Genomic DNA, 14,334 nt, shown 5'->3' with positions numbered 1-14,334 from the left:
TAAGGTAAAAGCGCAAGTAATGAATGGAATTAAACCGTATTTAATGTCACTGGCATTGTCACTGCTAATACTGATTGTGAGCACCTTTTCTCAATTGGCGTTAGCTGTGCCATATACACAGGCCACTGAACTTAAAAATAGGTTCAGAATTGATCATATGGTCGATGAACTGACATTATTAGTGCAACGTGAATACGGCTCCGCGCCCGTTATTGTCATATTACCCGATGGTTCTAAATGGTATGCCGATAGGCATCCTGAGTCTGTCAAATGGGTTGATGGATTGACTGGTGATATGATAAAAATCCAAAAGCCAATGCCTGGTCCATGGCAGCTGTTGGGCAGTTTAGCGCCCAATTCAACCATTCAAAAAGTGTCTAACCTTGAAATTGACGTTGAGCCAATTCCACAGCCTTTATTTCAAGGCGAGCGTTTAAAAGTGACATCGCGTTTATTAGGGGATGGATTAACAGTCAGGCTGCCCGGGCTTGATTACATGATTGAGTGGACAGTCAAGTTTGCCAGTCATCATAAAAACACTGACGCAAACTTTACCACTGGAACTGTCATCGTAGGTTCCTATAAAGACAATGGCGAAGGGCTAGATGAAGTACCTGATGATGGTATCTTTACTGGTAAGAAAAACCTCAATCAACCGTGGGGGAATTACACCTTAACGGTTGAAGCCCGAAATAATATATTTCAACGAGAAATTAGCTACCCATTTTACTTATCAGAAAAACCAATTGCTGTGGATGTAATTGAACCCGAAGATAAATTAAACGGTGTTTGGCATCTTCAGTTAAACGTTGATGACGACGTTTTACAACTTGAACAAACTCATTTTCATTTTGATATTGTCGGACCAGCTGGCCTTAAGTTACCGATAAGCTTTAATGAGGTTCAGTTCGCTGAAACCTTACTCGCTATCCCATCGGTCACTGGCTTTGGCAGCTATCGAATTAAAGGCTCAGCAGTCTCAACGACTATTGAAGGCCGTGAGATTGTGCTGGACTTACCCGAGCAGTTTTTCAATTTAATTGAACCCCCTGCGCCGCCACCATCAGCCGAAGAGTTAGCCCAGCGTGCAGCGATTAAAGCAGCGCAAGAAGAGGCAGCAGCAAAAGACAAAGCCATTTTCTGGATTTTAGTCATCAACGGCAGTTTATTAGTGATTGGCATTCTAGGTTTAATTATTTGGCGCAAGAAACAAGCGCTAAACAAAGCGTTAGCGGCAACAAAACTGCGTTTGGAACAAGAGGGTGGTGCTGAGAATACTGACGAACCAAGCATTGATGATCTTGATTTAACCATGCCAGACGAAAAGTAACTACTACGGTGGAGCTACAATGTTAGCTCCATTTTTAATCATCTCACCATCAATCTTCTATTAGCTAATCATTTAGCGTGTTAAATAAAGCTTATTCACATTATGGTACCCAATCCAAAAAGCGACATTTATCACTAATATCAAATCTTTGGGACTCACTTTTAACTTTCTTGTTACGACTGGGTTTCTTTTTGTAAACCTTCTAGTAACCCACATTTTGGAACAAATTCCAGTTTTATCATCACACCATGGATATTAAAAATTCCTAAATCCCAATCTTTCTCATCATTTACGGATGCGATGGAAGGTTATAAATAAAAATAAGGTGATGTAATGAAAAACTGTGTAGTTAACGCCAAGCTAAAGTCATCAGATGTTAAATTTTTTAAATTAAACAAAGGATTGAGCCTAATAGGGCTAGTGGTCGCCAGCGCACTTGCCGCAACAAATGTAAGCGCATCAGTGATTGATGACACTGACGTGAACTTTGGCGGCTATATAAAAGTCGATACCATGTTCAGTGATTATAGCAATGGCGCACCTGACTCTGGTTCAATCTCAAGGCAGTTTTATGTGCCTGGCACTATCTATGGCGTTGATGGTAATGGCAGTCAGGTTGTTGATTTTCAAGCTAGGGAATCAAGATTTAATTTTAAAACGGTTAGCAGTATCGACGATCATAAATTAACGAGTTTTATTGAGTTAGATTTTATGACACATGCTGATGGCAATGAACGTGTTTCTAATAGCTATTCGCCGCGTATTCGTCATGCCTTTGTCAGTTTTGACAATTGGACTGTAGGCCAGTCTTGGACCACTTTTCAAAACCCTGCAGCGTTACCTGAAAACCTTGATTTTGTTGGTGCTGCTGAAGGGACACCGTTTGTTCGTCAAACGCAAGTTAGATATACCAATGGTGGGTTTCAATTTTCATTAGAAAACCCCGAAACAACACTAAATGCTTATCAAAGTACAAGCAGAATTGTGAGTGGTAGTGGCATGGTGCCAGACGTTGTCGCACGATATAACATTAAAACAAAGCAGGGGGCTAAGTTTTCTGTTGCCGGTATTGCAAGACAGCTCAATATAGAAACTGAAATCAATGATATTCAGTTAGATGCCACAGCCATGGGTTACGGTGTAAGCGTTAGCGGCATACTTCCCGTCGGAAAAGATGATTTAAAGTTTACAGCGACATATGGAGAAGGTTTAGGTCGTTATATGGCATTAAATTATGTAAATGCCGGCGTTATTGATGCTGATGGCGATATTGACACCATTTCATCCTATGGGGGTTTTATTGCTTATCGTCACTGGTGGAATGATAAATGGCGTACTAGCTTAACAGCTTCAGCCTTTAGTGCTGATAATAATACCAGCTTGATGGCAGATGAGGTCAATAAAGACTCATACTCTGGCTATGTTAATTTACTCTATTCACCTGTTAAGCCTCTGACAGTAGGTGTTGAGTACATGTACGCTAAAAACAGTAAAGAAAATGGCGATGAAGGAGAGTTAAATCGCATTATGTTTTCAGCTAAATACGTATTGTAACTGCTTAACGTTTTGTTGCTCACTTTAATGCTAGCTTTTTCATGTTTAAAAGCAGTATTGATAGGAGCTTTAAAGCAGCTTATCAAGCTATAAAAGTCTATAGCTGACCAGACAGTAGATCAGCTATGGACTCAAGCTTGCTTAAGTATTCACGCTTGATTAAGTATTCACGCTTGATTAAGTATTTATCAATAAATAGGTTCTTCTTTTGAAAAAAGAGAGTAACCCCATGGTTAATTACTGATTAGAAAATTATTGGATGTGAGTTTTATTGTTTGATAAAAATAATGACATCACAAGAAGGGCACTGAACTGGTTTATTTACATCCAAAAAGCTCATGAATTAAGCTTGGTTGAACATTTTTTGGCTAAACAGACAAAAAAATAAAAAAAACGGTTGACGGTTTTTGACGACATCTCTATTATTCTTCGCAACTTAAGTGGAGCGGTAGTTCAGTTGGTTAGAATACCGGCCTGTCACGCCGGGGGTCGCGGGTTCGAGTCCCGTCCGCTCCGCCAGTTAAGTTACTTAGATTATGTTTATTTGTTTTGATACTGTTCATAACAGATAGCACAGTTTAGGAGCGGTAGTTCAGTTGGTTAGAATACCGGCCTGTCACGCCGGGGGTCGCGGGTTCGAGTCCCGTCCGCTCCGCCAAACAGATCAGCCCTTGTCATATGACAAGGGCTTTTTTGTGCTCAAAATTTACCTTTCACAGTTTGCTTAATTTTTACGTATTTCAAATCAACACCTTATGATGTTAATGAATCTTTAATTAAATGCGTCTAATCTATTAATTATCACTTGCTCTACTTAGGTATTTAGTATTTTATTACTGTAAGTAAAATACAAAGAACATCGGCAAAGATACAGCTAAGCACGTTAGCGCTTTTATAAGGATATATACATGGTGGAACACATCACAGGCATGCTCGCACTCATTGGTGTGTTGTCTTTATTGTGTCAGTGGATCGGCTGGAAGTTACGATTACCTGCAATTTTACCGTTATTGCTGTGTGGACTTTTGTTAGGACCCGGTTTAGACATTTTAAATCCAGACGCCATTTTTGGTGATTTACTGTTTCCTATTATTTCTTTAGGGGTTGCAGTCATCCTGTTTGAAGGCGCATTAACGCTTAACTTTAAAGAAATTAAAGATCACGGCCGCATGGTGACGAATTTAGTCACTTTTGGTGCTTTTATCACTTGGGCATGTATTGCCCCTGCTGCACATTGGTTATTGGGCTTTGAATGGCCTATGGCGCTGTTATTTGGTGCGTTAGTTGTGGTAACAGGGCCAACGGTTATTGTCCCTATGCTGCGAACAGTAAGGCCTAAATCAAACCTTGCCAGTATATTGCGATGGGAAGGCATTGTGATAGACCCAATTGGCGCTATTCTTGCGGTTTTAGTTTATGAATATATCGCAGTTGCTGCCGCAGCAGACCCAACCACTCATGTATTGTCTGCATTAGGTATTACTTTACTACTGGGTTTTGGCTTGGGCGCTATAGCTGGCTATTTAATTGGTGTCGCGTTAAGAACCAATGTCTTTCCCCATTATCTTAAAAATACGGCTGTGCTAACCATCATGCTAGGCATGTTTGTTGGTTCTAACTTAATTCAAGAAGAATCAGGTCTGCTGACTGTAACCGTAATGGGAATTTGGCTGGCCAATATGCGCGGCGTGGATATTGCGGATATTTTAGAGTTTAAAGAAACTTTAACGGTGCTGTTAATTTCTGCACTTTTTATTTTATTAGCTGCAAGATTAAATTCAACAGCCATGTTAGATCTGGGTTGGGGTGGCATTGGTGTATTAATGGTTGTAATGCTGGTGGCGAGACCATTAAGCATTTGGATTTCAGGCATTGGCACTAACTTGTCCCGCTCTGATAAATGGTTTTTAAGTTGGGTTGCACCACGCGGTATTGTTGCAGCAGCTATCTCATCACTATTTGCGATAAAACTAGAAGCTATAGGGGTTAACGGCGCGAGCTCAATTGTGCCATTAGTTTTCTTAATTATTATCGGTACAGTCGTTATTCAAAGTTTGACTGCAGGCCCATGGGCTAAATTTTTAGGCGTTAAAGCGGATTCGTCACAAGGTTTACTGTTATTTGGCGCATCTAAATTTTCACGTGAGTTAGCTAAAGTGTTAACTGAGAAAAATGTCAAAGTCATGCTTGCTGATAATAACTGGGATAATATCCGCCAAGCGCGTATGGCAAATATTCCAGTGTATTTTGGTAACCCAGCTTCAGAGCATGCCGATAACTTTATGGACTTAAGTGGTATAGGCCGAGTACTAATCCTGTCACCTTATCGACAATTAAATCCACTAGTGAGTTTTCATTTTCAGGACTATTTTGGCAGTGAAAAAGTTTATGGTTTAAATAATGCTGAAGGCGGAAGTGCTAGACATCAATTGTCTGAATCATATTTACAACGTTTATGCTTATTTGGTGAGTCTGTCTCATATGCACGAATTGCCAGTTATATGGCTAAAGGTGCGGTCATCAAGGTGACTAACATCACTGAAAACTTTACGTTGGAAGACTTTAAATCTCGTTATGGCGAAACTGCAATGCCATTAATTTATTTGACTAAAGATCAAAAAGTAAAAATTGTCTCAGGTATTGAACAAGACTTACCGATAGGCATCGAGCTCATCAGCTTGTTACCACAAGAGGCCCAAGAACAGGATGTCATCCAACGTAACTTAAAAGAAGTGGCTGATAGAGAAGCAAAACTGCTAGCAGAAAAAGGGCAAGCGGAAAAACAACAAGCTGAGCAAAATGAAACGCAAGCAACGGATAACAAACCGTCCAACAGTCAACATAAGCCTCAGGAATAAAAGTCAGTTTATAATGAATCAATAATCAGTAACAAAAAAGGCTTCGTGTTAACGAAGCCTGTTAGTATAAGTATTTGAATTAATTCAAAGTGATACTTTTCTGTGATTAGTGCTCAGCGATAACAGATAAGACAACTTCGTGATGATTTTTAGTTTTAAATTTATCAAACACGTGCGCCACTTTACCGTCTTGACCAATTAAGAAACTTAAACGATGGATGCCATCATAGATTTTACCCATAAATTTCTTTTCGCCCCAGACGCCAAATGCATCGGCGATAGCGTGGTCTTCATCACTCAATAACGAGAAGTTAAGCTCTTGTTTGTCGTTAAACTTAAGCAGTTTAGCAACAGGATCAGGACTTAACCCTAGAACAGTAACCTTGTGGTTGGCAAGTTCAGCTTTACTGTCTCGTAAACCTTGAGCTTGAACTGTACAACCTGGAGTAGACGCTTTTGGGTAAAAATAGACTAATACTGGCCCCTCTTTTAATGCATCCGTTAAAGAGATAGTTTCATCAAATTGGTTTTGTAGAGAAAACTGCGGTGCTAAATCACCAACGGTTAGGGTATTCATGTAAAGTCCTTATTCAATTATTTTATTTTTCACTTGCCTGCATATGATTGATTGAACAATCTAAAGAGAGTTCAGTTGCGAGTTCATGAATACTTTTCTCAAGCTTTATTAGATCAACTTTTTCAGGAACGTTAATCGTGAACAAAATTGTTTGAGTTAAGTTGTCATCATCAGCATGAGAACGCACAGCAGCTAAATCTAAAGAACGATCAGCTAAGAATTCAGTGATACGTTTCATCGTGCCGCGCTGATCTTGGCCATTAACGCTGACTTCAATACGAGAAACAAAATTCTTAGGCGTATGTTTGGAGGTACGCTTCATCACAGTGAGTAACTCAAGCTCAACACTTAAGCCTGGTAGCAAGGTTTCTATCTTAGTGATTGCAGCCCAAGAACCTGAAATCATCATGATGAGTGTGAACTCATTACCGAATAAAGCCATACGGCTATCGACGATGTCACAATCACATTCACTGGCTAAACGGGCTAGGCGACTTACTAAACCAGGGCGATCTGCACCCATAGCAGTAACGACCAGATAGTTGGTCATGGATTTTCCTCACTTTTTCGATATCATAGAGCGTAAACTAGCGAACTAACGCAAAGTTTTTTTGCGGAGCGTAATGCTAACATAACTAGAACTAAACCACATAAGTATGTACGTAATAGGCTATAAACTGCCTGAAAAGTGGTATGTTGAGACACTAATAATTAATAAGTATTGATTTGTAAGGAAATAAAGTTTATTTCTGCATGTATTAAATAAGATATAAATTCTAAAAAAGTGTTTAAATAAGTCGATAATTTTACAGTTTTGTAGAAATGCATTTGAGAGCCCCGTTAATGCTTGTCATTAGTAGTAGGCATAAGTAACATAGCGAATCCTGAAACCTTGGGGAATTTAGATGATAAACGGAAGCATCGTTGCCTTAATCACACCTATGAATAGTGATGGCACAGTAGATTACAGCAGTCTAGAAAGACTAGTAGAATTTCATATTGACCAAGGCACAGATGCGATTGTTGCCGTGGGTACCACAGGTGAGTCAGCGACTCTGCCAATGAAAGAGCATGCACAAGTGGTTGCTCAAGCCGTTAAATTTGCTGCTGGCAGAATACCTGTTATTGGTGGAAACGGTGCAAATGCAACGGCTGAAGCCATTGAGTTGACCCAATCTATGGCCGACTCAGGAATCGTTGGTATGCTTGGGGTTACGCCATATTACAATAAGCCTTCACCTAAGGGCTTAATTGCTCATTACAAAGCGGTTGCTGCTTGTACTGATATCCCACAAATTCTATATAATGTGCCAGGCAGAACATCAGTTGATATGTTGCCTGAAACGGTAGCTGAATTAGTTTCAGTGAGTAACATTATTGGCGTTAAAGAAGCGACCGGTGATTTGACCCGTGTGGCTAAATTACGTGAACTTTGTGGTAATGACTTTAAGTTATACAGTGGCGATGATGCTACTGCTCGTGACTTTTTATTATTAGGCGGTGACGGCGTAATTTCTGTTGCGAATAATATTGTACCAAAATCATTCAAAGCAATGTGTGACGCTGCATTAGCAGGCGATCATGCACTATCAGAAAGCATTAATTTGCCGATGAAAGCACTGTATGAACATTTGTTCTGTGAAGCTAACCCAATTCCGGTTAAATGGGCTGCACATCAGATGGGTTTAATCAGTCAAGGGCATATTCGTTTACCTTTAACTGAACTTTCTGAGCAGTTTCATGGTCTGTTGTTAGAAGCGATGAAACAAGCCCATATAGAGGTAAACCGATAAATGTTGAAGCAAGTCACCCCAATTTTACTGATTGCTGCCGTTACAGCGTGTAGTACGCCGACAGATCGTCGAGTTGCAAATGGTAGTGAAGATTTTACTAATGCCAAAGAAGTACCACTTCTTACCATTCCAGAAGGATTAACTGAACCGACGTACAGTCGTGAATATGATATCCCTAAAGCTGGTGAAGGCGTAAACAAAGAACTGATTGGTAAACGTTTAGATATCCGTCCTCCACTATTAGTTCTGCCGATGTCTGAAGGTACCCGTGTCGAAGAAGGCACCGATAATATTAAAATTATCGTTGAATCTATCGCAAGCACAAAAGACCTTAAGCAAGAAGTGTTCGAAAATCTTAAAGGCTTCTTAGCTAAGTACGATGTTGCTATCGAAAAAGAAGATTATGAAGCTGGCGTTCTCGAAACGGGTTGGATTGAGAACAAAGACGTTATCGAAACAAGCTGGTTTGGTGATGACAAAGTTTATTTACTTCGTCAACGCTACCGCTACGATGTTGACGTGAGTCCTCATGGCCGTTCAGGTAGCATGAGTATCGATCTTGTAGAACATGAAGAATCTTATGACGGCGAAGAACAAGAAATCTTTTTAAGCGGTGAAGACCAACGTCGTTACACCATTGATATGCTCAATAACACCATTGCTTATATGAGTGTTAAGCGTGAAAAGCAAATCAAAGCTGACCGTATTGAACAGAGTTTAGGGATTGATGTAGATCTCGTTGCTGAAACTGAAGAAAGAGGCGCTTTCTGGATTGCAGAAGCAGATTATACAAAAACATGGGATCGTTTGCGTATCGTCATGCCTGAGCTAGGTTTTGATATTGTTGATATGAACTCAGCTAAAGGCCTTTATTACATCGTTCTTGAAGAAAGCGGCGGATTCTGGAGCTCGTTATGGGGCGAAGATAAATTACCGTTAGAACGTGGTAACTATCGTGTTGAACTTGTTGAAACAGCAGACAAAGAACAAACAGAAATCTTTATCAAAGATGCTGCCGGTGAACCGTTAGATAACGAAGTTATTACTGAGCTTTACCGCGTATTAAGCGAAGCGATGAAAGCAGACCGTAAAGTACGATAGGCTATAAAGTAAATAATTATTTGATGTTGCTTTAAAATGCATCAATTTATTACAAAGAGACACATTTATGTGTCTCTTTTTTTTATGCTTAATTTGGCTAAATATACAGTTATTTAGTTTGAATTAATCTACATAAGAGGTGATAACCGCTGATATGTAAACTGTAATTCAGTTTTAATCGTACAAAACCGAGTGTTAATGAAATGTGTATTTTGTAAGTAAAGGTAAAACGCCTTGATACCAGCTTGCTGCTGGGTAAACTAACGTTTGCTTCAATCCTTTTAACATTTTGTATATGAGTTTGACGAACGGAATTCCGATGAAAAAAATAATTATATTACTCGTTGCATTAGGTCTAGCTTGGTTCGGCTACCAATCGACTCTATCTCCTAGTAACACCAAAGAGCGTGTTAAACCTATTCCGAATGTTGTAGTGGCCAAAGTTGCCATGTTACCTGTGCGTGATGAAGTGGAAGCGATAGGTACAAACAAGGCTTTCGAATCTATTACCATTACCCCTAAAGTGACTGAGCAAATTGCGACAATCAATTTTAACGACGGTGAAAAAGTACAGAAGGGCGACTTACTGGTTCAACTTCGTAACCGTGAACAACTCGCCAAAGTGCAAGCTGCAGAAGTCAAAGTGAAAGACCATCTGCGCGAACTTGACCGAATCCGAAGTCTTGTGACTAGTAAAACAGTGGCGGAACTTGAGCGAGATAGGTTACAAACTTTAATCGACACCACTCGCGCAGAACTTGAGCAAGCTAAAGCGGCATTAGAAGACAGAGCCATTCATGCGCCGTTCTCTGGCCGTTTAGGGCTTAAACAAGTCAGTGTCGGTTCGTTAGTGTCTCCTGGCACTCAAATCACCACCTTAGATGATGTCAGCAAGATTAAGCTCGACTTTTCAGTACCTGAGCGTTTTATTCAAGAATTACAGTTAGGCAAAAGTGTTGAGTCAAAAGCCATCGCTTTCCCTGACCGTATTTTTAAGGGCGTTGTGACTTCAATCGATAGTCGCGTTAACCCTTCAACGCGCGCAGTGATTGTGCGCGCCATCATTGATAACGCCGATGCTGCTTTATTGCCAGGCATGTTAATGAAAGTAAAACTGATTAAACAAAATCGAGAAACCTTACTATTACCAGAATCGGCGATTATCCCAATTCAATCTAAACAGTTCGTATACATAGTTAACGATGAAAATGTGGTAGAGCAAAAGCCGGTAACCATTGGGATCCGTAATCGTGGCTGGGTAGAAATCATCGACGGCGTGGAAATTGGCACGCCGGTCATTATTCGTGGCTTACTTAAAGTCAGACCGGGCGATGAAGTGAAAACTGAAGCAGCTGAAGCATTTAATTTTGCCAAGGTCGCTGGTTCGGAGAATGCGGCATGATTTTAACTGATATCTCTGTAAAAAGACCGGTATTAGCCTCTGTTATCAGTATTTTGATTATCATTCTTGGTTTAGTGTCTTTTGAAAAATTGCCATTACGAGAATACCCTAATATTGACCCGCCAGTGGTATCGATTGACACCCGCTATCGTGGTGCGAGTGCCTCGGTTGTTGAAAGCCGTATTACCCAACTAATTGAAGATAGGATTAGTGGCGTAGAAGGGATTAAGCATGTTAGCTCCCGTAGCCGTGACGGGCGCTCATCTGTCACATTAGAATTTGATGTTGGCCGTGATATTGAAGCGGCTGCCAATGATGTCCGTGACAGAATTTCTGGCTTACTCGATAACTTGCCTGAAGAAGCCGATCCACCAGAGGTTGAAAAAGCCAATGGTGGTGATGAAGTCATCATGTGGTTAAACTTGGTCTCTGATCAAATGACCACATTGCAGCTCACCGATTATGCGCGCCGTTACTTAACTGACCGTTTTTCTGTGGTCGATGGCGTGGCTAATATTCGTTTAGGTGGCGGTAAAGTCTACGCAATGCGGATTTGGATTGACCGACAAGCCTTAGCGTCTCGAAATTTGACCGTAGCCGATGTTGAATCTGCGCTGCGCTCAGAAAACGTAGAATTACCAGCGGGTTCCATTGAATCTAAAGAGCGTCACTTTACTGTCCGTGTGGATAGAAGTTTTAGAACAGAACAAGACTTTGCCAATCTTGTGATTACACAAGGTAATGATGGCTATTTGGTGAGGCTAGGTGATGTTGCTAAGGTGCAAATTGGCTCTGAAGAAGAGCGGATTATGTTCCGTGGTAATACCGAGTCAATGATTGGTTTAGGGGTGTCTAAACAATCTACCTCAAATACCTTAGAAGTGGCACGTGCTGCCAATGCATTAGTGGATGAAATCAATCCTACATTACCTGCAGGAATGGAGATAAAACGTTCATACGACAGTTCAGTATTTATTGAAGCATCGATTAAAGAAGTTTATCAGACGCTGTTCATTGCAATGATACTGGTGATCATTGTGATTTATTTGTTCTTAGGTAGCGTGCGCGCCATGCTGATACCTGCGTTAACCGTTCCTGTATCACTTATGGGCACGTTTATCGTGTTATATACACTTGGATATACCATTAACCTATTAACCCTTTTGGCGATGATCTTAGCCATTGGTATGGTAGTAGATGATGCGATTGTGATGCTGGAGAATATTCACCGCCGAATTGAGCAAGGCGATTCTCCATTAAAAGCGGCATACCTTGGTGGACGTGAGGTGGCATTCGCTGTTGTTGCAACAACCTTGGTACTTATCGCAGTGTTCATGCCGATTAGTTTCCTTGATGGTGATCTAGGAAAACTATTCAAAGAATTTGCTGTCACCATGAGTGCAGCTGTGATGTTTTCAAGCTTAGTGGCCCTGACACTTAGCCCAATGATGTGTTCTAAGTTACTAAAACCTGCGGGTCAATCATCTTGGTTAGTGCGTAAAGTCGATGCCATGATGGATTTTGTCACTAATATCTACCAGTCCAATCTGCAATCAGCCATTAAACAACCTTATTTTATCGGTTTAATTGTTGTTGCTGCATTTGCTGTCAGTGGTTATTTGCTTAATAAAGTCCCGCAAGAATTTGCACCACAAGAAGATCGCGGTTCGATGTTCTTAGTGGTTAATGGCCCACAAGGTGCAAGCTTTGAATATATTGAAAAGTATATGGATGAAATCGAAGGTCGCTTAATGCCTTTAGTTGAATCTGGAGATATTAAGCGTTTGTTAATTCGCGCACCACGTGGTTTTGGATCTGGTGCTGACTTCTCTAATGGTATGGCCATTATCGTACTTGAAGATTGGGCTGAGCGTCGCCCAGCGAATGAAATCATTACCGATATCCGTTCGCGTATATCTGACTTAGCTGGTGTAAGAGCTTTCCCGATAATGCGTCAAGCCTTTGGTCGAGGTGTGGGTAAACCTGTGCAGTTTGTATTAGGGGGCCCAAGTTACGAAGAACTGGCAATGTGGCGTGACATCATGATTGAAAAAGCAGGTGAGAACGAAATGCTTGCGGGTCTTGATCATGATTACAAAGAAACTAAGCCGCAGTTGAGAGTGGCGATTGATAAAGATCGCGCAGCAGATTTAGGTGTATCAATTTCGCATATTGGTCGCACGTTAGAGTCGATGTTAGGTTCTAGATTAGTCACTACCTTCATGCGCGATGGTGAAGAATACGATGTGATTATTGAAGGTAATCGTGAAAATCAAAACACTGCAACGGATCTTGAAAATATTTATGTTCGTTCAGACCGAAGCGGTGAGTTAGTTCCTTTATCAAATTTAGTGACAGTGGAAGAGTACGCTGATGCCAGTTCACTTAACCGCTATAACCGAATGCGGGCTATTACCATTGAGGCTAACTTAGCCGATGGCTATAGTTTGGGTGAAGCATTAGATTATATGAATGATATTGCGGATACTTATTTACCTGCTGAAGCTGTTATCAGTTACAAAGGCCAGTCTTTAGATTATCAAAGTTCTGGTAGTTCAATGTACTTTGTCTTTGTGTTGGCATTAGGGATTGTGTTCTTGGTGTTGGCTGCGCAATTTGAAAGTTATGTGCATCCAATGGTGATTATGTTAACGGTTCCGCTAGCCACTTTAGGCGCGTTAATTGGCCTATGGTTTACTGATCAAAGTATCAATATCTACAGCCAAATCGGGATTATCATGCTGGTGGGACTTGCGGCGAAAAACGGTATTTTAATCGTTGAGTTTGCTAACCAATTGCGTGATAAAGGGATTGCGTTTGATGATGCGGTAATACAAGCATCATCCCAGCGATTACGTCCTATCTTGATGACAGGTATTACGACAGCAGCTGGCGCAATACCCTTAGTTATGTCAAGCGGAGCAGGTGCTGAAACCCGCTTTGTTATTGGTGTGGTGGTACTGTCAGGCATATTGTTAGCCACGTTCTTTACACTACTTGTGATACCTGTGGCGTATAGCATATTCGCCCGTAATAGCAGCTCACCAGATGCGATCACAAAACAGCTTGAACAAGAACTTTCAAATGATTAATTAAGCTAAATTAAAACTGAAGAGCTAATTAGCAAATTAAAAGCCAGTTATTCGTAACTGGCTTTTTATTGTTTTCTATTTATGACTACTAAGCATAAATGAATATCTCATTGTTTATAAATCCCATGTGATATGTTCCGATAGTTAACGTTAGTCGTAAAATAATGACTAAGCTCAAAATCAATGGATAATAGCTATATGCTGTCACAATCAAGTACCAAGTAGAGCGCAGATGAAAAAGACCGACAAAAAATTAGATAATCAAATTAGAGATACGCTGACAGAGGTGTGCGAGGTATTACTCGAGCAATGTTCAGGGTTTGAATGGTTAACCCATACTGTTAATTTCAATGCTTTCCCTGCGTCGTTAAAAGTGGTGTGTATTTTCGAAAATGATCCGCAGCTCACTCAATTAGCGTTGAGCAAAGAAGATGCTTTTATTCAAAACTTAATCATCCATAAATTATTGCAACAGGGCATTAAAGTACAAGCCAAACAAATCGTGTTTGATAGTGAAACACGATGTGAGGCGCAGAATAACGGTAATTGGGCACAGCGCTTGAAATGAGGTTGGGTATTTGACCAACTAAATAATGAAAAGATGACTTAAGTTATGTTGGCAGTTGC

Annotated in this window: 10 protein-coding genes and 2 tRNA genes; 10 read left to right on the top strand and 2 right to left on the bottom strand. The window is 40.6% G+C overall.

All coding sequences use genetic code 11. The annotated features are described in order from the left end of the window. Positions 1-19 precede the first annotated feature (19 nt). The 5 genes from L2737_RS07405 (at position 20) to L2737_RS07385 (ending at position 5,742) form a co-directional block, all read left to right on the top strand. Entirely contained in the window at positions 20-1,330 is a 1,311-nt protein-coding gene (locus L2737_RS07405) for a TIGR03503 family protein (protein ID WP_248955309.1), read from the top strand. A 333-nt stretch (positions 1,331-1,663) separates the two neighbouring features. Further along, on the top strand, positions 1,664-2,884 hold the full coding sequence (locus L2737_RS07400; protein WP_248955308.1) for a DcaP family trimeric outer membrane transporter: 1,221 nt from the start codon (positions 1,664-1,666) through the stop codon (positions 2,882-2,884). A 442-nt stretch (positions 2,885-3,326) separates the two neighbouring features. Beyond that, positions 3,327-3,403, top strand: a tRNA-Asp gene (locus L2737_RS07395). 62 nt (positions 3,404-3,465) lie between these two features. Then, positions 3,466-3,542: transfer RNA gene (locus L2737_RS07390), tRNA-Asp, on the top strand. A gap of 250 nt (positions 3,543-3,792) precedes the next feature. Further along, entirely contained in the window at positions 3,793-5,742 is a 1,950-nt protein-coding gene (locus L2737_RS07385) for a cation:proton antiporter (protein ID WP_248955307.1), read from the top strand. Between the two features lie 106 nt (positions 5,743-5,848). On the opposite strand, the gene bcp is transcribed toward L2737_RS07385, so the two are convergent. Then, a complete protein-coding gene (bcp, locus tag L2737_RS07380; RefSeq protein ID WP_248955306.1) occupies positions 5,849-6,319 on the bottom strand; it encodes a thioredoxin-dependent thiol peroxidase in 471 nt (156 codons plus the stop codon). Positions 6,320-6,341: 22 nt separating this feature from the next. Beyond that, positions 6,342-6,869 carry a glycine cleavage system transcriptional repressor gene (locus L2737_RS07375; protein WP_102526090.1) on the bottom strand — a complete coding sequence of 176 codons (528 nt, stop codon included), beginning with the start codon at positions 6,867-6,869 and terminating at the stop codon, positions 6,342-6,344. 355 nt (positions 6,870-7,224) lie between these two features. Between L2737_RS07375 and dapA the strand changes: the two genes are divergently transcribed. The 5 genes from dapA to L2737_RS07350 all read left to right on the top strand — a co-directional run bounded on the left by dapA (position 7,225) and on the right by L2737_RS07350 (position 14,275). After that, a complete protein-coding gene (gene dapA, locus L2737_RS07370; protein WP_248955305.1) occupies positions 7,225-8,112 on the top strand; it encodes a 4-hydroxy-tetrahydrodipicolinate synthase in 888 nt (295 codons plus the stop codon). Continuing rightward, positions 8,113-9,213, top strand: coding sequence for an NlpB/DapX family lipoprotein (bamC, locus tag L2737_RS07365; protein WP_102526088.1), 1,101 nt, complete (start codon positions 8,113-8,115; stop codon positions 9,211-9,213). 319 nt (positions 9,214-9,532) lie between these two features. Next, the gene (locus tag L2737_RS07360; protein WP_248955304.1) at positions 9,533-10,615 is read left to right on the top strand and encodes an efflux RND transporter periplasmic adaptor subunit; all 1,083 of its coding nucleotides are present in this window, start codon (positions 9,533-9,535) and stop codon (positions 10,613-10,615) included. Further along, positions 10,612-13,707, top strand: a complete 3,096-nt coding sequence (locus tag L2737_RS07355; RefSeq protein WP_102526086.1) for an efflux RND transporter permease subunit — start codon at positions 10,612-10,614, stop codon at positions 13,705-13,707. The genes L2737_RS07360 and L2737_RS07355 overlap by 4 nt, the downstream gene beginning before the upstream one ends. Before the next feature lie 232 nt (positions 13,708-13,939). Continuing rightward, positions 13,940-14,275: a Fis family transcriptional regulator gene (locus L2737_RS07350; protein WP_248955303.1), complete on the top strand. Its 336-nt coding sequence runs from the start codon at positions 13,940-13,942 to the stop codon at positions 14,273-14,275. Positions 14,276-14,334 lie beyond the last annotated feature (59 nt).

Origin of the sequence: Shewanella electrodiphila, assembly GCF_023283985.1 — a bacterium.
Classification (GTDB): domain Bacteria; phylum Pseudomonadota; class Gammaproteobacteria; order Enterobacterales; family Shewanellaceae; genus Shewanella; species Shewanella electrodiphila.
Note: the sequence above shows the minus strand (reverse complement) of the source record. Positions and strands in the feature narration are given on the sequence as shown.

What these genes read in the sequence shown, in the direction of transcription:
- L2737_RS07405 (WP_248955309.1), top strand. Translation starts at nt 20, where the DNA reads ATGAATGGAATTAAACCGTATTTAATGTCACTGGCATTGTCACTGCTA.
- L2737_RS07400 (WP_248955308.1), top strand. Translation starts at nt 1,664, where the DNA reads ATGAAAAACTGTGTAGTTAACGCCAAGCTAAAGTCATCAGATGTTAAA.
- L2737_RS07385 (WP_248955307.1), top strand. Translation starts at nt 3,793, where the DNA reads ATGGTGGAACACATCACAGGCATGCTCGCACTCATTGGTGTGTTGTCT.
- bcp (WP_248955306.1), bottom strand. Translation starts at nt 6,319, where the DNA reads ATGAATACCCTAACCGTTGGTGATTTAGCACCGCAGTTTTCTCTACAA.
- L2737_RS07375 (WP_102526090.1), bottom strand. Translation starts at nt 6,869, where the DNA reads ATGACCAACTATCTGGTCGTTACTGCTATGGGTGCAGATCGCCCTGGT.
- dapA (WP_248955305.1), top strand. Translation starts at nt 7,225, where the DNA reads ATGATAAACGGAAGCATCGTTGCCTTAATCACACCTATGAATAGTGAT.
- bamC (WP_102526088.1), top strand. Translation starts at nt 8,113, where the DNA reads ATGTTGAAGCAAGTCACCCCAATTTTACTGATTGCTGCCGTTACAGCG.
- L2737_RS07360 (WP_248955304.1), top strand. Translation starts at nt 9,533, where the DNA reads ATGAAAAAAATAATTATATTACTCGTTGCATTAGGTCTAGCTTGGTTC.
- L2737_RS07355 (WP_102526086.1), top strand. Translation starts at nt 10,612, where the DNA reads ATGATTTTAACTGATATCTCTGTAAAAAGACCGGTATTAGCCTCTGTT.
- L2737_RS07350 (WP_248955303.1), top strand. Translation starts at nt 13,940, where the DNA reads ATGAAAAAGACCGACAAAAAATTAGATAATCAAATTAGAGATACGCTG.